Raw genomic sequence first — 20,772 nt, forward strand, 5'->3', positions numbered from 1 at the left:
GGCCGAATCGGGAATCAGGCGGACCGATCGGCGTCGAGCACGTTCAGGTCGTCGTCGAGCGTCACCGTCAGCGCCTCGCCGTCGAGTTCGATCGTCACCTCGAAGCGCTGGGGCTGCTCGCCGACGAGCTCGATCGCGTCGTCGGAGACACACCACGACAGCGTCCAGTACGGCCGTTCCGACAGCGAGACGCCGTGTTCGCGGTGGAACCCGACCACCACGCTGTCGTCAAGCAGCGCGAGGCCGACCGCCGAGCAGAGCTGGTGGTTACACTGCGAGCAGCGGTGGGTCGCCGTGATCGACCCCCCGAGACAGCAGTCCTCGGCGCGCTCGACGGTGGTTTCCATCCGCCCGCTGCACTCCGGGCAGACGCCGTCTTTCGCGAGACAGTGGAGGTGGCGGACGCGCTGGTCGAACGCCGCGAGTACCTCCTCGTCAGTCCGGTCGGTGAGCCCCCCCGGCGGGAACGCGTACTCGCCGTGGCCGTAGCCGCAGTCGGGACAGGCGATCGAGAGGCGCTCGTCCTCGTAGGTCGCCCGGAGATCGGCGCCGCAGTTCACGCAGGGGTCGCCCACGTCGATGGGGTCGAGCGTCGGGTGCTCCGTGAACGAGCCCGCGAGCACCGCCTGCACCACTTTCTCGCCGGCGTGGCGGAGTTCGTACCCGTCCTCGACTTTCCGGACGAACTGGTCGGTCAGCTTGTCGAGGTGGTAGTTGAACTGCGCGCTGTCGCGCATCCCCACGACCTCTCGCAGCGCCGAGAACCGCACCGGCGAGTCGTCAGCGGTCCACAGCGCTTCGAGGATCGCGAGCCGCGTCTCGTTGGCCACGAGCCCGAACGCGTCGGCGGGCTCGACGCCCTCGTCACCGCCCTGAATCGGCCCGATCCGTTCGCTCATACGGCAAATCCGGCGGCGAACCCGAAAAAGTGTTCGGTGAACTGCATTTATGTAAAATTCCTGATTCGACTGCCGCCGGTTAGAGCCGGACACAGGTGTCCGTCTGCGGGAGGCAGAAACGGGTGTCCCGGGATGCACGCCGGCGGGTGGCGACGACGCCGGCGACGGCGCCGATGCCGAGACCGACCGCCAGCCCCGTGAACAGTGCAGGCGACGTGACCGCGGTGAACAGCCCGCCGAGCAGCACGACGCCCATGAGCAGCGTTCCGGCGAGCATCCCCGAGGAGGTGCCGAGCCGCGGCTTCCGCGTGCCCGGAATCGTGGATCGTGGCGTGGGTGGGTTAGGTCCCGTCATACATGTGCTACAACGGGCGCCGACGCCATTACGGTAAGCTGAACGACATTTCTGTAAGCGGCGTTACTGAAACGGATTTCAGGCGTTCTCCGAGGATGCCGACCGCGCGCTTCTCACTCCTCGCCGTCCCAGTAGTCGACGGTCGCGTCCCGGTCGTAGTAGCCCGACACGTCGCGCTCGCCGAAACGTGGGCATGAGAGGTGTTCCGTCAGTTCGTCCGACACCGCCCGTCCCGATCAGCCTGACTCTGCACGAGCCATCCCCCTTCCATCGTCGCTTCACGTGTCGTGTAGATGATTTTCGTCTTCTCAGTGATCTCGTCGCCGTCGGCCGATTCGACTCTGAAAGGAACATCCATCGAATCCCCACAGCACCCGACATCGACGAACTCCTCGAACTCGGCACCCTCGGCTGGTTCGACAACCCTTCGAAGATAGTTGCGATACCGATCGGTGTCGATCTGATCGCGACCCCACTCTGACAACTCCTCGGGGTACGAAATGACGACACGAGTAGCGACAGTCATACACGAACGTAGCAGATCTAGCGGTAAAGACGTTCTCCCCACTGTAGAGAGACCTCAGCAGAGCCATGAAGCGCCGCCCCCCTTTCTCCTTCCGCCAACCGTTTTCCCGCCCGCGTCCCCACCCAGAAATATGGACCTGCAGACACTCGTCGACGCGGCTTCGACGCGCGACTGGGACACCGACCCCGAGGGAACGGTTTCGATCGCCGTCGTCGGGCTGGGGAACTATGCCCGGAACGTCTCGGTTCCGGCGATCGAGGCGGGCGACTACGCCGAGGTCGGCGCCGTCGTCTCCGGCGACTCCGAGAAGGCCGAGCGCGTCGCCGACGAGCACGACGCCGTCCCGCTGAGCTACGAGGAGTACGCCGAGGGCGAGGCCGTCGACGCCTACGACGCCGTCTACGTCGCGACGCCGAACCGCATCCACCTCGACCAGATCCGCACCGCGGCGGACCACGGGAAACACGTGATCTGTGAGAAGCCGCTGGAGGCGACGACCGAACGCGCAACGGCGGCCGTCGACGCCTGTGAGGACGCCGGCGTGACGCTGATGACCGCCTACCGGATGCAGGCCGACCCCGTGATCCGCGCGCTCGGTTCGTTCGTCTCGCGGGGCGGCATCGGCGAGCCGACGAAGGCGATGGGCGAGTTCACGTTCCCCGTCCTCGCCGGGTCGAAGGGGCCCGAGCAGTGGCGCCTCGACGCCGAACTCGCGGGCGGCGGCGCGCTGATGGACGTTGGCGTCTACCCGCTCAACACGATGCGGTTCCTGCTCGGCGCGGATCCGGGGTCGGTCGAGGCGATGGCCCGCGCGAGCGAGCCGTTCGGTGACCGCCCGGACGACCCCGACAGCCCGCGCTTCGCCGACGAGCACGTCCACGTCCTCGCGTCGTTCCCCGAGGGCGTCGTCGGCGAGTTCACCGCGAGTTTCAGCGGCGAGGCGGACTCGTGGCTGGAGCTAGTCGGTAGCGACGGCCGGGTCCGGGTCGAGAACGCGTTCGTCCCCGGCGGCGATCGGACCGTCCGGCTGAACACCGCCGAGGGCGACGTGGAGCTCTCCGGCGTCGGCGCCGACGAGACCCGCGAGGAGTTCGACTACTTCGCCCACTGCGTGCTGACGGGGACGCCGCCCGAACCCGACGGTCACGACGGGCTCACGGACGTCGCGATCATGGGTGCGATCTACGAGGCCGCCGAGTCGGGCGAGCGGGTGACGCTTACCCGGCGCTGATCAGCGTCGGAAGGGTGGAGAGGGCGGGGGAGGCGGATGATGTCGGACCGGGTGGCCCCCGTGGTCGGTCCGACGGTGCGCCGATGGTGGCGGACCCCTCGCCACGCGGTCGGACGCGGTGTTGAGTTGTCGACGTTACGGCGAGAAAAGCGCCGTGTCGGTCGACGGCTGCACGTAGCCGGGAGAACGGCATAAATCCACGGGTCCCGGCCCTGCCGTCGGCGACCACTGGGGCGAACACGTAAGTCGATCCGGGGCAATCCCGAGCGTATGACCGACGCAGCGATCGTGACCGGTGCGGCCAGTGGGATCGGGCGCGCGACCGTCGACCTGTTCCGGGAGCGCTACGACCTCGTCGCGGGGATCGACGTCGACGACGCGATCGCGGAGGTCGCCGCCGAGTTCGACGACGTCCGGGGGTACGTCGCCGACGTGCGCGACCACGAGCGCGTCCACGAGATCGTCGACGACGTGGAGGCCGACGCCGACGTGGTCGCGGTCGTCAACAACGCCGCGATCTCCCGGGACGTGTGGATCGGCGACCTCGGGCCCGATGAGTGGGACGAGGTGCTGGACGTGAACCTCACTGGACAGTACAACCTCGTCCACGCCGCCGCACCACGGATGTACGAGCGCGAGCGCGGCGCCGTCGTCAACGTCTCCTCGGGCGCCGGCAAGCAGGGCTCTGCCAGCGGCGGCGTCCACTACTCGGCGTCGAAAGCGGGCGTGTTCGGGCTCACGAAGGGGCTGGCCAAACAGCTCGCCCCCCACGTCCGGGTGAACTGTGTCGTCCCGGGGCTGATGGACACGCCGCTGACGACCGACTCGGGGCTCTGGACGGACGCGGGCATCCGGGAGTTCACCGAGGAACTGCCGCTTGCCCGGCTCGGGGAGCCGGGGGAGGCAGCCGCCCTGATCGACTTCCTCTGTTCTACGCGGGCGAGCTACATGACCGGCGCCGTCGTCGACGTCGACGGCGGCGCCGGGCTGGTCTGAGGTGGTCAGGCCCCCGCGACGAACGCTTCGGCGGCCTCGGTCGCGTTCCGGATCCGGTGGCGCAGCCGAGTGACCTCCCGGGTCAGGGTGGTCTCCGCGAAGCGTTCCCTGCGGCGCGTACCGTCGACGCCGGCGGCGCGGCGAAGCTCCGGCAGCGGCTCGTGGGGGAGCGCCGGCTCCTGATCGTAGTCGCGGACGCTCGTGTACAGTGCGGGGATCAACTCGTTCCCCAACGTGACCTGCAGGTCCTCGGCCGCCGCCGCGGCGTCGGAGCCGACGGCGTCGAGCCGTTCGATCCGCTCGTACGCCGCTTCCAGCGCTGCCTCCAGCGCGTCGAGGTCCTCGTGGACGCCGTCGAACGATCGGCCCGTCTCGGCCTCGATTTCGGCGAGCTGCTCGCGGATGTCCGCGGCCGTCGCCCGGTAGTCGTGGGGGAGCGACGGTGACGCACAGAGTCGGCTGGCCAGCGTGATCGCGATCCGGGTCTCCTCGGCCAGCACGCCGACGTCGACCTTATCCCGGGTGTCCTCGGGCGTGTGCCACCACCAGCCGCCGCCGACCGGGCCACCCTCGCCGCCGGGCTCCATCCGGGCTCCAGAGAGCAGCGAGGAGAGCCCGGCGCCCCAGAACGACTGATCCGAGTTGCGTGCCGGCCGATCGTCGCCGAGGAACCCCGCCTCCCCGCCCTCGAGCAGCGGCAGGTCGCCGGCCGTCTCCAGCACGTCGAGGTGCTCGTCGCCGAGTTCGGCCATCTCCTGGTGCCAGAGCCCGTCAGCGCCCCGCAGCCCGTTCAGGTCGAGGTGGTAGTAAGCAACGCCGTTCTCCCGAAGGTCGAGCCACTCTCGGTCGGCCCACCAGGCGCTGCCGGCGTAGCGCCCCGTCGAGTGGGCGGGCCAGAAGCCGAACACCAGCCCGCGGGCCGGGGGGTCGTCAGCGGCGATTCGGGCGAGTTCGAGCGTCGCCGCCATCGCCGTCGCGTTGTCGGTGATCCCCTCGTACCACGAGTCGACGTGGTTACCGACGACCAGATAGCGGTCGCTCTCGGTGCCGTCGACCCGGCCGACGGGGCAGGGCAGCGTCGTGAGCTCGGTTGTGACCTCGGTCGTCACCGTCGCCTCGACGGGGCCGGCCTCACAGCGCGCCAGTAGCCAGTCGCCGGCGTCGTCCCCGATCTGGGCCACCGGCAGCGACGGAAGCTCGGCGTCGTCGTCGAGCCCGGGCGTCCCCCAGACCGGCGTGACGATCATCTCGTGGAGCTGCTCGGGGTTGACGGACTGGTAGATCACCGCCGCCGCGCCGGCGTCGTCGAGCAGCGCGATCGGTTCGGGGGTGGGCAGCCCGGTCGTGAACACGATCTTCCCGTCCAGATCAGCGTCGGCGACGGTCTCCTCGGTCACGTCGTCGAGCCGGACCACCTTCCCCGAGACGCCGCTGGGGGGCGTGCTCGCGCCGAAGGAGGCCGTGATCGCCTCGTCGAAGGTCTTCCGGGTGGGCGCGGTCACGTCGACCCGAGCGTCCTCGGGGAGACTGATGTACCCCTCGAACTCGTGGAGTTCGGCCTCGCAACCGTACTCCCGGAGCGTCTCGACGACGTACTCCGCGGCCTCCCACTCGTCGTCGGTGCCGGAGATGCGCTCGGTGCCGTCGAACGCGTCGACGTGCCGTTCGAGCGCCTCGGGGTCGACACGGTCTCGTCGCTGCGCTTCGGTCTCTCTATCGACCGGTTCGATCATACCCCGTGGTGGACCGACGGAGCTATAGCTATTTGGGAGCCAGCAGTATTCATGCAGTACGTTAGCACTGACGGTGTGTATCACCCCGACGGGGAGACCGTTGACGGGAGCGTCGTCTGTATCGAGGACGGCGAGGTCGCCGCAGTCCGGGACAGTCCCCCGACCGACGCCGAGGCGCTGTACGACGGCCCGGGGTACGCGCTGCCCGGGTTCGTCGATGCCCACTCCCACGGCCCGATCCGCCCGGGCGAGGGCGACCAGTTGGGACAGATGCGCGCCGATCCCGCAGTGCAGGCGGTCAGGGCCGCGAACAACCTCCGTCGTGACCTCCGGGCCGGGACGACGACGATGCGAACCATGGGCTGTGAACATCGCCTCGACCTCCGGCTCCGGGCGTCCGAGCGCACCGGCGAACTCGACGCGCCGCGGCTGCTCCCCTGTGGCGGCCACCTGACGCCGACGAACGGACATGGCCACGCGCTGACCGCGACCGACGGCCCCGAGGCGTGCCGGCAGCGGGTCCGGGAGCTGCTCGCCGCCGGCGCCCACCACGTGAAGTACTTCGCGACCGGCGGGGTCTCCTCCGGCGCTGGGAGCCTCGACCGTGCGCCGTACTCCGACGCCGAAGCCGAGGCTATCGTGAGCGAAGCCCACCGACAGGGCGTCCACGTCGCGACCCACGCCCACGGCGGCGCCGGCGCGCGGCAGGCGATCGAGGCCGGCGTCGACACCGTCGAGCACGCCGCCGCGTTCGACGCCGAGCTGGTCGACCTGCTCGCCGGGAGCGACGCCCACGCCGTCGGGACGTTCAGCATCCTCCACGACCCGTCGGGCATCGTCGGCGGCGACGCGGACGACGCGGACGTGATGGCCCGGGTCGAGGAGGCCCGCGCCAGCGAGCGGGAGAGCTGGGAACGCCTCCTCGACGCCGACATCGCTGTCGCTGTCGGCACCGACAGCATGCACGGGAACCTCGCGGACGAGGCCGCCCATCTCGTCGACTACGGCGCCAGCGCCGAGACGGCGGTGCGCGCGATCACGAGCGAGGCCGCCCGCGCTGCCCGCGCCGCGCGGGCAGGGACGCTCGACCCCGGCAACCGGGGGGACGTGGTGGTCGTCCCGGAGCATCCCGCCGAGAACGTCGCGACGCTCGCCGAGCCGGTGGCGGTGGTCAAAAACGGGGAACGCGTGGTCTGATCGGTGCGTGGCCCTACACGTCGAAGAACGGTGCCAGCACCGAGAGGAACCCCAGCAACACCCGGATGAACGTTCCGGGCGTATTGATGCTGTCCCAGTGTAGGCCAAGCAGCACCGGCATCGAGAACGTTGCGCCGATGATGACGGACTGCAACAGGACGATGAACTGTACCAGCTCGTCGTGCGACACGTGTCAGGTGGAACCGGGATTTAGCAGGATGCGTTTCCCAGCACACAGGTCGTCTCGGACACGCTACCGACTCAGGGGCGGATTACTACCTTCCCGATCACGTCGCGTTCCTCGATGGCGGCGTGGCCCTCCGCGACGCCATCGAGGGGGAGTACACGGTCGATCCGGGGTTCGAGCTCGCCGTCGGCGACCAGCGGGAGCACGTCCCGGAAATCCTGACGGTTCCCCATCGGCGCGCCCCGGATCTGGCGGTGGTGTTGGTACACCGAACGGATGTCGATGTCGGGGTCCGGCCCCGAAGTCGCGCCACAGATCACCATCCGTCCGCCCATCGCGAGGCTGTCGATCGACTGCTGCCACGTCGCCTGCCCGACGTGGTCGGCGACGAGGTCGACGCCCCGGGCGTCGGTCAGCTCCATCACGGCCTCCTCGAAGGCGACGTCGGTGTAGTCGATCACCTCGTCGGCGAGTTCGCCGACGACCGCAGCCTTCTCGTCGGTCGACGTGGCGGCGTACGTCGTCGCGCCGAGGCGCTCGGCAATCTGGAGCGCGGCGTTCCCCACCCCGCCGCTGGCGCCGAGGATCAGCGCCGTCTCCGCCGGCCGGAGCTCCCCGGCGGTGACGACCATCCGCCAGGCGGTCGTGAACGTCACCGGCATCGCCGCGGCGGTGACGAAGTCGAGTGAGTCCGGCTTGGGTTCGAGACACCACTCGGGAACGACGGCGTACTCCGCGAGCCCGCCCGGCCGGTCCTCGCCGATGATCTCGTACGCGTGGCACATCGTGTGCTCACCGTTCAGACAGTACTCACACTCCCCGCAGGTGACGCCAGGGTAGACGACGACCGACTCGCCGACCCACGACTCGTCGGCGTCCTTGCCGACGGCGTCGACGACGCCGGCCATGTCGCTGCCCGTCCGCTTGGGGAACTCGCCGTCGTCCTCGGGGTGGCCCTTCCGGGCGAACACGTCGAGGTGGTTCAGCGCGACTGCTTCGACGGCGATCCGGACCTCGTTCGGGCCGGGCTCTGGCGTCTCGGTCTCGACGACCGAGAGCGCGTCTTCGGGCGAGCCGTACTGAGTTATGTGTGCAGTTCGCATACCTCCGCGTGGGTGAGTGAGGGCAAAAAGGCGCGGGTGGAGGCGATCGGCGGCGTGACGGACCGCCGACGACTTTTTCATCCGTCGGCGAATACTGTCGTGTGTGAAAGAACGTATTCAGAAGACGATCCGACGCGCACAGTTCGCCGCCGCGGGCGCCGCCATCGGTGGCGGTCTCGGGGGGCTGGTCGGGAAGAACGCCGCGAGCACCGCTGCCGGGTTCGGCGCGCTGATCGGTGCGACGATCGCCGAGAAAGTCGGCCCCACGCAGGAGATCAAAGAGCGGTTCCGTCGCGGTGCCGACGCCGGCGAGGTTTCGGAGTAGCCACCTCGGCTCTTTTCAGGAGTCGCCGGCTGCTCGCCTCGGCGACACCGTCAGTCCTCGCCGGCTGCTCGCCTCGGCGACACCGTCAGTCCTCGCCGGCTGCTCGCCTCGGCGACACCGTCAGTCCTCGCCGGCTGCTCGCCTCGGCGACACCGTCAGTCGTCGGCGGGTGCCGCACCGCCCGCCGAGACACCGGTGCCGGGGCCGATGTCGATCCCTAGCTCGTCGAGCTTCTCGTCGGGGACGACACCGTCGATCCAGCCGCGGTGGTCGTAGTACTCTTCCTTCATCGCGTCCAGTTCACAGAGCTCGCCCGAGATCCCGCCGCCGGCGGGCACCGCATCCTCGGCGCCCTCGACGAAGCGGTCCGGAAGCGAGTCGTCGTCGCCGTCGAAGCCGGCGAGGTTGTTGTAGTAGCGTTCGAGGTTGTACACGCGCTCGCCGGCCTGCATCAGCTCCTCCTCGCCGACGGAGCGGCCGGTCATCCCGTTGTACTGGTCGATGTACTCCTCGATCCCCTCCGCGAAGGCGTTGAACTTGCAGATGTCGAAGGAGTCCGAGATGGCGTGGAGGTCCTGGAACGTCGCGGTGAGCTCGCCTTTCCCCTCCCACTCGGTCGGGTCGACTTTCTCCGGAATACCGAGGATCTCCGCCGCGGGCGTGTAGCCGCGCAGGTGGCAGGCGCCGCGGTTCGAGGTGGCGTAGCCGATCCCCATCCCCTTCAGGCCGCGGGGGTCGTACGCCGCGATCGACTGCCCCTTCACGTCGAGGCGGCAGTCGTGGGCGTCGATCTCGGCGGCGGCGCGCTTCTGCCCCTCCGCGAGCAGCTCCGCGAGCTCGGTGTCGCGGGTCGCGATCTTCTCGAGCATCTCGACCATCGCGTCCACGTCGCCCCAGTCGAGGGTCTCGTCGAACTCGTCGAGATACCCCTTCTCGGCGGCCTCCATCGCGAACGCGAGCATGTTGCCGCTGTCGATCGTGTCGATCCCGTAGTCGTTACAGCGGTCCATCAGCAGCGCGACCTTGTCCCGGTCGTCGTTCATCGAGTTCGGGCCGAGCGCCCACGCGGACTCGTACTCGTAGGACTCCATCCGGATGTTGAGGTCCTGTCCCTTGTGGTGGACGTCGACCTCGACCTCCTTCTTGCAGGCGACCGGGCAGGAGTGACACGTCGGGTCGTTGACGAGGATGTTCTCCTCGACGTTCTCCCCGGAGACGTTCTCGGAGTCGATGTTCGGTTCGTCGGGCTCCTCCTCGGCCTCCATGCTGGTGGAGGTGAAACGGCCGTTCCGGGTCGGGAGCCCGTCCATCTCCTCGGTGAGGTTCATCAGCACGTTCGTCCCGTACACCGAGAGCCCGCCCTCGTTGGGCGCGGTCACGTCGGACTCCTGAATCGCCTGCATCGCCGCCTTGTGGCCCGCCATGAACGTCTCGCGGTCGGCGGGCTTGGGCATCTCCGTGCCCGATTTGACGACGACGGCCTTGACGTTCTTCGACCCCATCACGGCGCCGGTGCCGCCCCGGCCCGAGGCGCGGTCGTCCTCGTTGATGATGCAGGCGTAGCGCACGCCGTTCTCGCCGCCGGGGCCGATCGCCATCGCAGAGAGGTTCTTCCCGTAGGCGCCGTCGACCTCCGCCTCCAGGGTGTCGATCGTGTGGTGGATCCCCTCGCCCCAGAGGTGGCTCGCGTCCCGGAGTTCGACCTCGCCGTCCTCGACGACGGCGTACACCGGCCCGTCGGCCTGCCCCTCGAACAGCAGGCCGTCGAAGCCGGCCCACTTGAGCCGGGCACCGCTCCACCCGCCGTGGTGGGAGTCGGTCACCGTGTCCGTCAGGGGGGACTTGGTGACGACCGCGATCCGACCGCTCATCGGGGTCTGGGTCCCCGTAAGCGGCCCGTTCATGAACGCGAGGAGGTTCTCCTCGCCCAGCGGTTCGACGTCGGGCCCGTTGTCGAACGCGTACTTCACGCCGAGGCCGCGCGCGCCGATGTACTTGCGCGCGTCCTCGTCGTCGATGCTCTCGTAGCCGACATCGCCCGCGTTCAGGTCGATGCGGGCGACGCGGTCTTGGAAGCCGCCGAGATCAGTCATAGGTAATGCTCGTTCCTTACATACGGCCTGTTCGGTGTTAGTCGTTCTCACAACGGCGTAACTGCTACCGGTTACTTAATCCGGGAGGGAGGCCGCTGCATCCCCTTGCTGTCTCGCGGTTTCTCCTGTCGGGAGCTTTATGACCGTCGGCGTGTCACTCGGGGGTATGGAGACGGTCTCACTCGGCGCGCCGGAACCGATCCTCGACTCGTTGCCCGGCGACGACGACGCGCGACAGGACATGCGCGAGGCGGTCGCGGGCTGGGAGCGCCGCATCAACGACGCCATCGAGGCCGCCGAGGACGACGACGAGGCGGTGGGGTACGTGCTCGACGCCGTCGAGCGCCTCGAGAGCCGGATGGAGCGGTTCGACGAGTTCGTGCCGGAGCTCCGGGCGTGGGGGCAGTCGCCCATCTACGCGATCTCGTGGCGGAACCTCTACGCGGAACTGATCGCCCAGCTGTACGACCACGACGACCTCGGCGACGCGCTCGACCGCCGGCGCAATCAGCGCCTCGTCGAGGACGGGATCCGGTTCGGTGGGTCATGAACGTCGAACTCCGGTTTTTCGCGACGTTCCGGCAAGCGGTCGGGCAGAAAGTCGTCGAACAGGAGTACCCCACGGGGACCACGATCGGCGAGGTGCTCCACGATCTGGAAGCCGAGTACGAGGGGCTTTCCGGCCAGCTGATCGAGGACGGCGACCTGCGCCCCCACATCAACGTCCTCAAAAGCGGGCGCGAGGCGCTGCATCTCGACGGGATGGAGACCGAGCTGGAGGACGGCGACCGGCTCAGCATCTTCCCGCCGGTCGCGGGCGGGTAGCGATGGAGCGGACCAAGGAGTTCCGCGGCATCTCCGTCCGCCTCGCACGGAACTACCTGGAGAACCTCGGCGGCACCGCCGTCGACGACACGACCGTCGAGGGCGACGGTTGGCGCGCCGACCTCTCGGCGGAGAAAGTGAGCATCGGGCCGTCGCTCCAACTCACGGAGGTCACGATCGCGTTCGAGGCCGACGAGGCGTTCGGCGAGGGACGCTTCGAAGAACTGATCGAAGACTTCTCGCGGAAGGCGATGCGGGCGGGGGGGTAGTTACTCCGAGAGGCTGTCGAGCACCCGCTGAGAGAACTCGACCTCGCTCATCTCCCCCGAGTCGAGCGCCGCGAACCAGTCGGCGTCGGCGCGCCACGAGCCGACTCGCTCGTCGTCGAGGTCGGTGACCGTCGCGACAACGTTCCGGACCGGCCAGTCGCGCTGCTCGAACAGCTCGCGGAAGTCGTTCACCACGTCGCCGACCTGCTGGTGGGGGATCTCGCCGTGCTGATCGGCGGCGGCGGACTGATAAGTGAGTTCGTAGGCGCCGTCCTCGACGGCGAGAGACTGGAGGTAGCAGCCGTGATTGGTCAGGCGGGATTCGAGGGCGAACGTGCGGTCGTCGTCCATCGACGGAGGGTAGGGCGGCCCGGGGATAGTCGTTGCCCCGACGGAACCACAGGTTTTGATGGGGGACGAGCGAATAGCTCGTTGACAGGATGGTCCCCGATCGATGCCGACGGCGCGGAGGTGCTTGGTGATGGAGGAGATACTGATCCACGACGCGACGGTGTTGACCGTCGACGACCGGAACCGACTGTACGAGCGCGGGACGGTCCGCATCGAAGACGGCGAGATCACGGAGGTCCGGGAGAGCCGGGACGCCGATCGTGACGCGGACGCCGATCACGTCGTCGACGGCGAGGGGAAGCTAGCGATGCCGGGGCTGGTCAACGCTCACACGCATCTGGAGCTGACGCCCTTGATCGGCGCGTTCAGCGACCTCGGGCTGGGGGAGATGATGGGGAGCATGACGGCGGTCTACGAGCGGTTCGCGGAGGGCGACCTCTCCTACCTCGCCGACGCCGGCGCCGAACTCGCGGCGCTGAACTTCCTCCTCGGCGGGGTGACGACCGTCAACTCGATGGACGTGCGGCCGGCGACGGGGGCGGAAACGTTCGGCGAGGCCGGACTCCGGGGGTTCTTCGGGCAGGCGATCACCGACTTGTTCGTCGACGTCCCGGTCGACGAACAGTTTGCCCGAGCTCGGGCGTTCGTCGAGGAGTACCACGACAGCTACGACGGCCGCATCCGGGCGACGATCTGTCCCCACGACGACTGGTCCTGTTCGCGGGAACTCTGGGAGCGGACCGCCGATCTCGCGGCCGATTACCCGGACCTCTCCGTCCACACCCACCTGCTCGAACTCGACGAGAGCAACACGATGGCCCGGGCGAACGACGCCGCGGACTCGCTGGGGCTGCTCGAGGAGGTCGGGCTCCTGAACGAGCGACTGATCGGCGCTCACTACCGCGTGGCCAACGACGAGGACGTCCGACGGACCGCCGAGTCGGGCGCGTCAGTCGCCCACTGCCCGTCGGTGTTCTGCTACTGGAACCCGGACCCGGAGATGCAGTGGACGCCGGTGCCCGAACTCCGTGAGGCGGGCGTCGACGTCGGGCTGGGCATCGACGACCACTACTGGCACGACTCCTACGACCTGTTCGGCGAAGCGAGACAGGCCCGACTCGCTGCGAACCTGAAGCGGGAGGCCGGGCAGTACAGCTCGATGGAACTGGTCCGGATGCTGACGATCGAGGGCGCTCGTGCGCTGGGCGTCGGCGACGAGATCGGGAGTCTCGAATCCGGGAAGCGGGCCGACGTAATCCTGCTCGACGTCGACGCGCCGAAGTTCACCCCGCTGACCAACGTCCCCGCACAGGTCGTCAACAACGCCTCGGCCGCCGACGTGGAGACGGCCATCGTCGACGGCGAGTTCGTACTCCGCGACGGCGACGTGGTGACGATGGACGCCGAGGCCGTCCAACAGCGGGCGACCGAGGCCGTCGAGCGATTCGCTGCCGAGTCGGGCTGGGAGATCGGTCTCGGCGGCGCCGACCCACCCGGACCGCGTCGGCTACTCTCGGATCTCCCCAAGCGGGGTCCAGCCCGGCTGCTCTCCCGGCTCGCGATCCAGTCGCTCCGCGATCGGTGAGCGTTCTGCGAGAAAATTTAAGACGGTTGGAAGGTATGGTGGTCTCATGTCCCCACAGGTTGCGCGGATCCGCGAAGAGTTCCCCGTCCTCGAACGCGAGGTGAACGGCGAGCCACTCACCTATCTCGACAACGCCGCAACCACCCACACGCCCCGGGAGGTGTACGAGATCTTCGAGGAGTTCTACGCCGGTTACAACGCCAACGTCCACCGCGGCATCCACGAACTCAGCCACGAGGCGTCGCTCGCGTACGAGGACGCCCACGACCGGGTGGCCGAGTTCGTCGGCGCCAGCGGCGGCCGCGAGGAGATGATCTTCACCCGCAACACGACCGAGAGCATCAACCTCGTCGCCCACGGGCTCGCCCTCCCGGAGTTCGGCCCCGGCGACGCGATCGTCACCACCGAGATGGAGCACCACGCCTCGCTGGTGACGTGGCAGCAGGTCGCCGAGCGGACGGGCGCGGAGATACGCTTCGTCCACGTCACCGACGACGGCCACGTCGACGTGGAGCACGCCAAGTCGCTGATCGACGACGACGTGGCGCTGGTGTCGATCCCGCACGTCTCGAACGTGCTCGGGACCATTACCCCGGTCCGGACGTTCGCCGACTTGGCCCACGATGCCGGGGCGGTGTTGGTCGTCGACGGTGCCCAGTCCGCGCCGACCCGCCCCGTCGACGTGGAGGCGATGGGCGCGGACTTCTTCGCGTTCTCGGGACACAAGATGGCCGGGCCGACCGGGATCGGCGGGCTCTACGGCCGCAAGGAGCTGCTCGAAGGGATGGAGCCGTTCCTCTACGGCGGCGAGATGATCCAGCACGTCACGTTCGACCGCTCGACGTGGAACGGGCTGCCCTGGAAGTTCGAGGCCGGCACGCCGCCGATCGCGGAGGGGATCGCGCTCGCGGCCGCGGTGGAGTACCTCGACGACCTCGGGATGGAGTGGGTGCGCGACCACGAGAACCGCCTCGCGCAGTACGCGCTCGAACGCCTCCACGAGCGCGACGACGTGGAGACGTACGGCCCGGGTCCGGGCGAGGAGCGCACCGGGCTGGTGAGCTTCAACGTCGACGGCGTCCACGGCCACGACCTCTCCTCGGTCCTGAACGAGCGCGGGATCGCGGTCCGCGCGGGCGATCACTGCACCCAGCCGCTCCACGACCGCCTCGACGTGCCCGGCTCGGTCCGGGCGTCGTTCTACGTCTACAACACCACCGAGGAGATCGACCGCCTGCTCGACGCGATCGACGACGCCGAGACGAAAGTCGACGCCCACCTCCGGAACCGCTACGCGGACCGGCTGTACGAGCACCACCGCGACCCCCACAACACCGGCGGCCTCGCCGAGCCGTCGCTGGTGAAGTCCTCGGAGGAGACCACCTGCGGCGACGACGGTGAGTTCCACGTCGACGTGGCGCCGGACGGGACGATCGAGGGCGTCGGCTTCGAGAGCGAGAGCTGTGCGGTGAGCCGGGCGGTCGCGAGCCTGATTAGCGAGTACTTGGAGGAGCGGACCGTCGAGGACGCCGCCGAGATGGAGGGGGAGGTGGCGGCGATGCTCGACGGCCAGTTCCCGGAGCTCCGTCGGGAGTGTGTGGTCGGCCCGGAAGAGGTGATCCGGGAGGCGGCCCGGGAGTACCTGTCGGGCGGACAGACCGTCGAGGGGTCGGCGTCGGCGACGTAGTCGGGGACGCCGTTCGTCGCCGCAGTACCGTGGACGGTCGCCGTTCCGGTTAGGTCCTCATCTCGCCCGGACGCGGAGGCGGACGGGCTCCGCAGGCCGGGTGTTGGCACTCGCCTGCACCGACAGCGACTCCGTCTCCCGTTCGAACGCGAACCGCCGGAGCAGCGTCGCGGTCGCGAGCCGGAGCTCCTGCCGAGCGAACCGCATCCCGATACAGTGACGCGGGCCGCCGCCGAACGGGAAGTACGCGTACTCGGGACGCTCGCCGACCGCGGGGCCGGCGGTGTCGTCGCCGTGGACGGTTTCGCCGTCGACCTCGCGGAGCCAGCGCTCGGGGCGGTAGCTCTCGGGTTCGTCCCACCACTGCTCGTCGCGGTGGACAGTCCACGGCGAGAGGGTGAGTACGACGCCTTCGGGAACCCGGTAGCCGCCCAGTTCGACCGGCTCGGTCGGTTCGCGGAAGAACGAGTGGACCGGCGGGTAGCGCCGCAGTGCCTCGTCGACAGCCGCGGTCAGCGCGGGGCAGTCACGGATCTGGGCCGCCGTCGGGTCGTCGTCGAACGCGGCTACCTCCTCGTAGATTCGTTCCTGCATCTCGGGCCGGCCGGCGAGACAGTAGAGCGTGTACGTCAGCCCCAACGCGCTCGTCTCGTGGCCGGCGAACAGGAACGTGACGGCGTTGTCCACCAGCTCCTCGTCGTCGATGGCGCCCATCTCCGCGGCCGCGACGAGCGTCCCGAGCAGGTCGTCGGCCTCGCCCGGGTTCGACGGCAGATCCCCAGCACGTCGCTCGGCGACGAGGTCGCGGATCGTTGCCCGGAGCGCGTCGAGGCGCCGGTGGTAGCGTCGCCGCGTCGGCGTCGGCACCCACTCGGGCAGGAACGACCCCAGCCGCGAGGTGTCGAACCGTTCGGTGATGCTCTCGGCGGCCGCACGGACTGTTTCGCGCTCGTCGTCGATGTCGTCGCCGAGGAGGCTCTCTGCGAGCACCGAGAACGCGTAGCCGGTCGCCGCCGTGTGGGCGTCGACTACGTCGCCGTCGTTCCACGAGTCCGCGGTCGCCCGTGCGTGCTCGACCATCGAATCGCCGTACGCCTCGATCCGCTCACGGAAGAACGCCGACCGGACCGCGGTTCGCTGCTCGCGCCACTGCTCGCCCTCCGAGAGGAACAGTCCCTCGCCCAAGAGGCGGCCGAGCTGCTCCTGGGGCATCTGCCCCTTGACGTAGCGGTCGTGATCGTCGACGAGGATTCGCTCGATCGCCGCCGGGTCGCTGACGACGTAGGACTCGGTGCCGAACACGTCGTACCGAGCGACGCCGCCGTACTCGGCCGACTGGCGCTCGTAGAACGCCAGCGCGTCGTCGGCCAGCGAGTGGACGTTCCCCAACACGGGGAGGCCATCCGGCCCCGGCGGTTTCCCGGTCGTCAGACCGCCGTCGTCCGGGCTCTCCGTCTGCCGGTCGCGCTCGCCGTCGGGAACCGTCTCGGTCATACCCGTCTGTTGGGGACCGGGACGACTGACAGTTTGCACGGATCTATCCGTGTCTTCAAAACTGAAGGTGGTGGCGCCTCACGGCAGCCACGTGCGGTACGTCCACGTCCAGTTCCGGTTCCCGCCGGAGTTTCGACACCCGATGCACGCCTACCTCGACGAGGGTGAGGGCTGGCGCTCGGAGCTCCTGACCTGGCGACGGCTGCCCGACAGGACGTTAGTGACGCTGTTTCGCGTGACCGCCCCGCGGGAGCCGTACCTCGATCGGCTGCGGGCGATCGACCCGATCGATCGGTTCGAGACGGCGCCCGGCGACGACGGGTTCTACCTCAAGGCCCACGAGCGACTCGGCGGGCCGCTGGAGTCGTTCCTCGCCGCGTTCACTGACACGGATTTCCTCTCGGTGCCGCCGGTCGTCTATCGGTCGGGCGGGCGGCTCTCCTTCGGCGTCGTCGGGCCGCCGGGCCAGCTTCGCGGGGCGCTCGAGTCGGTTCCGGACCCGATCGACGCCGATATCGATCGCCTCGGGCCCTACGCCGGCGGGCGCCGACTCGCTGGCGTCGACCTGACCGACCGCCAGCGAGAGGCCCTGCGGGCCGCTCGGCGGGTCGGGTACTACGACGTGCCGCGAACGGGTGCGGTCGCGGACGTGGCCGCCGAACTCGACTGTTCGTCGTCGACCGCGGGCGCCCACCTACGGAAGGCGGAAGCGGCGTTGGTGGACGCGTTTCTGGCGGAGTGAGTCGCTCCGACCGATCACTTCGGCGGCCGAAGCCGGTAGTAGCGGCGATTGAGGTCGTACATGTACCCCTCGCGCATCGTCTTCAGCACCGCGTAGCTGACCGCCGCCGCGACTGGGGGAAGGATGAAGGTGAGATCGAACAGCAGCGGCGGCGACATCGGCACGAGGTTTTTCGCGGAGTACACCGCTATCGTGAACGCGAACACGGTGCCCCCGACGCCAATCGCCGCCCAGAACGGCTGCTCGACCGGCCGGCGGGCGCTGCCCTTGTTGAGGAACGGCACCATCGAGATCGCGCCGACGATCACCACGTTCGCGAGCACGCCGTAGGTCTTGTCGCTCACGACTTTTTCGCCCCCGAGGACGGTGAGCTCGGGGTTCAGCGGCCCGAGCTTCAGGAGGCCGAACGACCAGTAGAGGTACCAGTCCGGCAGGATGATCGCCGGCGTCACACTCCGGTTCGCGGGGTTGCCGATGTGGGGTGGGAGCGTCGCCGCCAGCAGCAGCAGCATGCCCACGAAGAAGCTCGTCAGCGCGAGGTTCCGGATCAGCTCGTGGGGCCACGTCGGGAACGCGAGTACGTCGCGCTCCACGTAAGTGGACTCCTCACGCAGGTCCTGATCCTCGCGGCGGGCTCGCTCGAAGTACTCGTACGTGAGGCGGGGGAGGCCGACCCGTCGACGCTTGCGCTCGCTCCAGGTCGGCGTGTCGTCGTCCGGCGGGACGACGTTCGTCCCCGCGCCGTCGGTTCGTGGCTCGTCGTCGGTCCGTTCGTCCGGTGTGTTCTCTGGCATCGCTGTGGGGGGTGGAACGGTTCGAACGCCGTCGCTCGACGGCGTCGGGCAGTGCGTTTAGCGTAGACCGTCGGCGGGTGGAGGGCCGAACGGGTTCCTGCTGTGATTTCTCGCGTTGAGTGCGTACGAGTGGGGGGACCGTAAGCGCTCGCAGGAACGATTTCCTGTTCAGAAAATTATGTTTGGTGGGAGTGAACGCACGGACCTATCAGAACGAGGGGCGTCGGAACCCCTCGTCACCCGGGCCCGGCCGTCGCCCTGAAGCGGTTCCAGAATACTGATTGTCACCGAGACTGGATATCGAGGCTATGGCGCTCGAACGCCGGCCCTCGGACGAGGCGGAGAACGTGTTCGGCCTCCTCGCGAACGAGGTCCGGATCGAGATCCTCCGGGCGCTCTGGGCGGCCGCACCCGACCCCCTCGCGTTCTCCGAGCTTCGGGACCGTGTCGGCGTCGAGGACTCCGGGACGTTCAACTACCACCTGAACCAGTTGCAGCCGGCGTTCGTGACCAAAGACGGCGGCTACCGGCTGAGCTACGCCGGTCGGCAGGCGGTCGGGAGCATGGTCTCCGGGCAGTTCGACGCGGCGGACGCCGGCGATCTCGGTCCCGTCCCGGCCGGTGACTGCATGCACTGCGGCGAGACCACCGAGGCGACGTACGACGACGGGTTCTTCGTCGTCGACTGTCCGGCGTGTGAACAGCTGGTCGTCAAGATGTCGACGCCGCCGGTCCTCGTCGCGTCGACGGAGCCCGAGCGGCTCCCGTCGGTGGTGAGCAAGCACGTCCTGACGCGGACCGAACGCCTGAGCCGGGGGTTCTGTACGCTCTGTGGCGGCCGAGTGGACGCCTCACTCACCATCGATTCCGACGAGGAGTCAGTGACCTATCGGTCGGAGCTCGACGTTCGGTTCGAGTGTCGCGAGTGCGGTTCCGAACCGCGGCTGAACGTCGCGGCGGTGCTGTTGGAGGACCCCGCAGTCGTCTCGTTCCTCCACGATTCGGGCATCGATCTTCAAGAGACGTACGTGTGGGAGCTCCAGTCGCTACTGGACCCCGAGGCGGCCGTCGTCGGCCGCGAGCCGCTCGAACTCCGGCTGACGTTCGAGATCGACGGTGCGGCGCTCACGGTCGTCGTCGACGAGTCGGCAAGCGTCGTCGAGTACGAACGTGTCTGAAGGGGGAGCGTCGGCGGCTCAGCGGCTCAGTCCTCGAAGACGAACGTGCCGTCTTCTTGCACGACCTCGCCGTCGACCTCGATGCGGGAGTCCTCGCTCATGTCGACGATCATGTCCATGTGGACCGCGCTGTCGTTGCGTTCGCGGTCGTCGGGGACGGTCCACTCGTAGGCGCGGCCGATCGCCATGTGGACGGTGTCGCCCATCTTCTCGTCGAACAGCATGTTGTAGGTGAACTGGTCGATGTCGCGGTTCATCCCGATCCCGAGCTCGCCGAGGTAGCGCGCGCCCTCGTCGGTGTCAAGCATCTCCGTCAGCACGTCCTCGTTCTTCTCGGCGGCGTGGTCGACGACCTCCCCGTCCTCGAAGGTGAGTCGGACGCCCTCGACCTCGCGACCCTGTGCCATCAGCGGCTTGTCGAACAGGACCTCCCCTTCGACGCTGTCCTTGACTGGGGCGGTGTACACCTCGCCGCCGGGCATGTTCTTCTCGCCGTAGTCGTTCTGAGGGAGCATCCCGTCGACGCGCATCGTCACGTCGGTCGTGTCGCCGGAGACGATCCGGACCTCGCTCGCGTCGTCGAGGATCTCCACCATCTGGGCCTGGAACGCACGTTGGGCCTCCCAGTCTTTGTCGATGGCCGACCAGACGAACTCCTCGTAGGCCGGCGTCGACATCTCCGCGTCCTGTGCGTTGCCCGGCGCGGGGAACGCGGTCGTGACCCACCGGGTGTCCATCCGCGCCTCCTGAACGGGCTTGTTGGCCGCGGCGAACGCCGCGTTCGTCTCCGGATCGATGTCGCCGGTCTCGTGGGTGTTGGTCGCGCCGCCGACGTTGATCATCACGTCGGTCTCCTCGGTCATCGCGAGCACGTGCTCCGAGAGCTCGACGTCGTCGGGGTCGATCGCCCGCCGGTACGCCCTGCTCGCGCGCTGGCTGACCAGCCGGGTCGACGCGTTCGCGCCGACCTCGCCCAGCTTCTCGGCGACGGCGACCAGCAGCTCCTCGGCCACCGGCGGCCCGCTGACGGCGACGTTCTCGCCGGCAGAAACGTCGGTGCAGTGGTCGACGAGGATCTCCGCGTGTCGCTGGATACGGTCGTCCATGAGGGATCGCTGGGTGGCGAGGGACCTAAAAGATGTCAGAACTACGTTCGGTACCGCGGTCAACGATTAGACGACACTCGGAGGGGTGTCGGCGGC

At 68.7% G+C, this 20,772-nt stretch carries 22 protein-coding genes; 11 read left to right on the forward strand and 11 right to left on the reverse strand.

The window, feature by feature from the left end:
- Positions 1-14 precede the first annotated feature (14 nt).
- The 3 genes from BN1959_RS07350 to BN1959_RS07360 all read right to left on the reverse strand — a co-directional run bounded on the left by BN1959_RS07350 (position 15) and on the right by BN1959_RS07360 (position 1,780).
- Positions 15-899, reverse strand: coding sequence for a winged helix-turn-helix domain-containing protein (locus tag BN1959_RS07350; protein ID WP_053948036.1), 885 nt, complete (start codon positions 897-899; stop codon positions 15-17).
- A 79-nt stretch (positions 900-978) separates the two neighbouring features.
- Complete coding sequence (locus tag BN1959_RS07355; RefSeq protein ID WP_154018242.1) at positions 979-1,254, reverse strand: hypothetical protein; 276 nt, start codon at positions 1,252-1,254, stop codon at positions 979-981.
- A 208-nt stretch (positions 1,255-1,462) separates the two neighbouring features.
- Complete coding sequence (locus tag BN1959_RS07360) at positions 1,463-1,780, reverse strand: hypothetical protein (RefSeq protein ID WP_053948038.1); 318 nt, start codon at positions 1,778-1,780, stop codon at positions 1,463-1,465.
- 130 nt (positions 1,781-1,910) lie between these two features.
- Here BN1959_RS07360 and gfo6 point away from each other — a divergent pair, with 130 nt between their 5' ends.
- Both gfo6 and BN1959_RS07370 read left to right on the forward strand, forming a co-directional pair.
- Positions 1,911-3,011, forward strand: a complete 1,101-nt coding sequence (gene gfo6 / locus BN1959_RS07365) for a D-xylose 1-dehydrogenase Gfo6 (protein ID WP_053948039.1) — start codon at positions 1,911-1,913, stop codon at positions 3,009-3,011.
- A gap of 270 nt (positions 3,012-3,281) precedes the next feature.
- On the forward strand, positions 3,282-4,007 hold the full coding sequence (locus tag BN1959_RS07370) for an SDR family NAD(P)-dependent oxidoreductase (RefSeq protein ID WP_053948040.1): 726 nt from the start codon (positions 3,282-3,284) through the stop codon (positions 4,005-4,007).
- Positions 4,008-4,012: 5 nt separating this feature from the next.
- Here BN1959_RS07370 and BN1959_RS07375 read toward each other — a convergent pair whose 3' ends face one another.
- Complete coding sequence (locus BN1959_RS07375; protein WP_053948041.1) at positions 4,013-5,740, reverse strand: M28 family metallopeptidase; 1,728 nt, start codon at positions 5,738-5,740, stop codon at positions 4,013-4,015.
- Positions 5,741-5,791: 51 nt separating this feature from the next.
- Here BN1959_RS07375 and BN1959_RS07380 point away from each other — a divergent pair, with 51 nt between their 5' ends.
- On the forward strand, positions 5,792-6,937 hold the full coding sequence (locus tag BN1959_RS07380) for an amidohydrolase family protein (RefSeq protein WP_053948042.1): 1,146 nt from the start codon (positions 5,792-5,794) through the stop codon (positions 6,935-6,937).
- A 13-nt stretch (positions 6,938-6,950) separates the two neighbouring features.
- Here BN1959_RS07380 and BN1959_RS14705 read toward each other — a convergent pair whose 3' ends face one another.
- Both BN1959_RS14705 and BN1959_RS07385 read right to left on the reverse strand, forming a co-directional pair.
- Complete coding sequence (locus tag BN1959_RS14705; protein ID WP_154018243.1) at positions 6,951-7,127, reverse strand: hypothetical protein; 177 nt, start codon at positions 7,125-7,127, stop codon at positions 6,951-6,953.
- 71 nt (positions 7,128-7,198) lie between these two features.
- Positions 7,199-8,227 (reverse strand): zinc-binding dehydrogenase, encoded by a 1,029-nt coding sequence (locus tag BN1959_RS07385; protein ID WP_053948043.1) that lies wholly within the window; start codon positions 8,225-8,227, stop codon positions 7,199-7,201.
- Positions 8,228-8,330: 103 nt separating this feature from the next.
- Here BN1959_RS07385 and BN1959_RS07390 point away from each other — a divergent pair, with 103 nt between their 5' ends.
- The gene (locus tag BN1959_RS07390; protein WP_053948044.1) at positions 8,331-8,552 is read left to right on the forward strand and encodes a hypothetical protein; all 222 of its coding nucleotides are present in this window, start codon (positions 8,331-8,333) and stop codon (positions 8,550-8,552) included.
- A 155-nt stretch (positions 8,553-8,707) separates the two neighbouring features.
- On the opposite strand, the gene BN1959_RS07395 is transcribed toward BN1959_RS07390, so the two are convergent.
- Positions 8,708-10,645, reverse strand: a complete 1,938-nt coding sequence (locus BN1959_RS07395; RefSeq protein ID WP_053948045.1) for an aldehyde ferredoxin oxidoreductase family protein — start codon at positions 10,643-10,645, stop codon at positions 8,708-8,710.
- Positions 10,646-10,811: 166 nt separating this feature from the next.
- Here BN1959_RS07395 and BN1959_RS07400 point away from each other — a divergent pair, with 166 nt between their 5' ends.
- Genes BN1959_RS07400 through BN1959_RS07410 form a run of 3 tightly spaced genes read left to right on the forward strand, consistent with a single transcriptional unit; the run spans position 10,812 to position 11,739 of the window.
- Complete coding sequence (locus BN1959_RS07400) at positions 10,812-11,195, forward strand: hypothetical protein (protein WP_053948046.1); 384 nt, start codon at positions 10,812-10,814, stop codon at positions 11,193-11,195.
- Entirely contained in the window at positions 11,192-11,470 is a 279-nt protein-coding gene (locus tag BN1959_RS07405) for a ubiquitin-like small modifier protein 1 (protein ID WP_053948047.1), read from the forward strand. Before BN1959_RS07400 ends, BN1959_RS07405 begins: the two co-directional genes overlap by 4 nt.
- A 2-nt stretch (positions 11,471-11,472) precedes the next feature.
- Positions 11,473-11,739 (forward strand): hypothetical protein, encoded by a 267-nt coding sequence (locus BN1959_RS07410; protein WP_053948048.1) that lies wholly within the window; start codon positions 11,473-11,475, stop codon positions 11,737-11,739.
- Here the strand turns inward: BN1959_RS07410 and BN1959_RS07415 are convergent, their stop codons facing one another.
- Positions 11,740-12,090 (reverse strand): hypothetical protein, encoded by a 351-nt coding sequence (locus BN1959_RS07415; RefSeq protein WP_053948049.1) that lies wholly within the window; start codon positions 12,088-12,090, stop codon positions 11,740-11,742.
- A gap of 127 nt (positions 12,091-12,217) precedes the next feature.
- On the opposite strand from BN1959_RS07415, the gene BN1959_RS07420 reads away from it, so the two are divergent.
- Positions 12,218-13,675: an amidohydrolase family protein gene (locus BN1959_RS07420; RefSeq protein ID WP_154018244.1), complete on the forward strand. Its 1,458-nt coding sequence runs from the start codon at positions 12,218-12,220 to the stop codon at positions 13,673-13,675.
- A 46-nt stretch (positions 13,676-13,721) separates the two neighbouring features.
- Positions 13,722-15,362, forward strand: coding sequence for a SufS family cysteine desulfurase (locus BN1959_RS07425; RefSeq protein WP_053948051.1), 1,641 nt, complete (start codon positions 13,722-13,724; stop codon positions 15,360-15,362).
- Between the two features lie 57 nt (positions 15,363-15,419).
- On the opposite strand, the gene BN1959_RS07430 is transcribed toward BN1959_RS07425, so the two are convergent.
- Positions 15,420-16,856 carry a cytochrome P450 gene (locus BN1959_RS07430; RefSeq protein WP_053948052.1) on the reverse strand — a complete coding sequence of 479 codons (1,437 nt, stop codon included), beginning with the start codon at positions 16,854-16,856 and terminating at the stop codon, positions 15,420-15,422.
- Positions 16,857-16,947: 91 nt separating this feature from the next.
- Between BN1959_RS07430 and BN1959_RS07435 the strand changes: the two genes are divergently transcribed.
- Positions 16,948-17,598: a helix-turn-helix domain-containing protein gene (locus BN1959_RS07435; RefSeq protein WP_053948053.1), complete on the forward strand. Its 651-nt coding sequence runs from the start codon at positions 16,948-16,950 to the stop codon at positions 17,596-17,598.
- 14 nt (positions 17,599-17,612) lie between these two features.
- Here BN1959_RS07435 and BN1959_RS07440 read toward each other — a convergent pair whose 3' ends face one another.
- Entirely contained in the window at positions 17,613-18,392 is a 780-nt protein-coding gene (locus tag BN1959_RS07440; protein WP_053948054.1) for a cytochrome b, read from the reverse strand.
- Between the two features lie 308 nt (positions 18,393-18,700).
- On the opposite strand from BN1959_RS07440, the gene BN1959_RS07445 reads away from it, so the two are divergent.
- Complete coding sequence (locus BN1959_RS07445; protein ID WP_053948055.1) at positions 18,701-19,570, forward strand: winged helix-turn-helix domain-containing protein; 870 nt, start codon at positions 18,701-18,703, stop codon at positions 19,568-19,570.
- A 26-nt stretch (positions 19,571-19,596) separates the two neighbouring features.
- Here the strand turns inward: BN1959_RS07445 and BN1959_RS07450 are convergent, their stop codons facing one another.
- Positions 19,597-20,676 carry an aminopeptidase gene (locus tag BN1959_RS07450; protein ID WP_053948056.1) on the reverse strand — a complete coding sequence of 360 codons (1,080 nt, stop codon included), beginning with the start codon at positions 20,674-20,676 and terminating at the stop codon, positions 19,597-19,599.
- Between the last annotated feature and the right edge of the window lie 96 nt (positions 20,677-20,772).

The sequence above is a fragment of the Halolamina sediminis genome, from assembly GCF_001282785.1.
GTDB classification, from domain to species: domain Archaea; phylum Halobacteriota; class Halobacteria; order Halobacteriales; family Haloferacaceae; genus Halolamina; species Halolamina sediminis.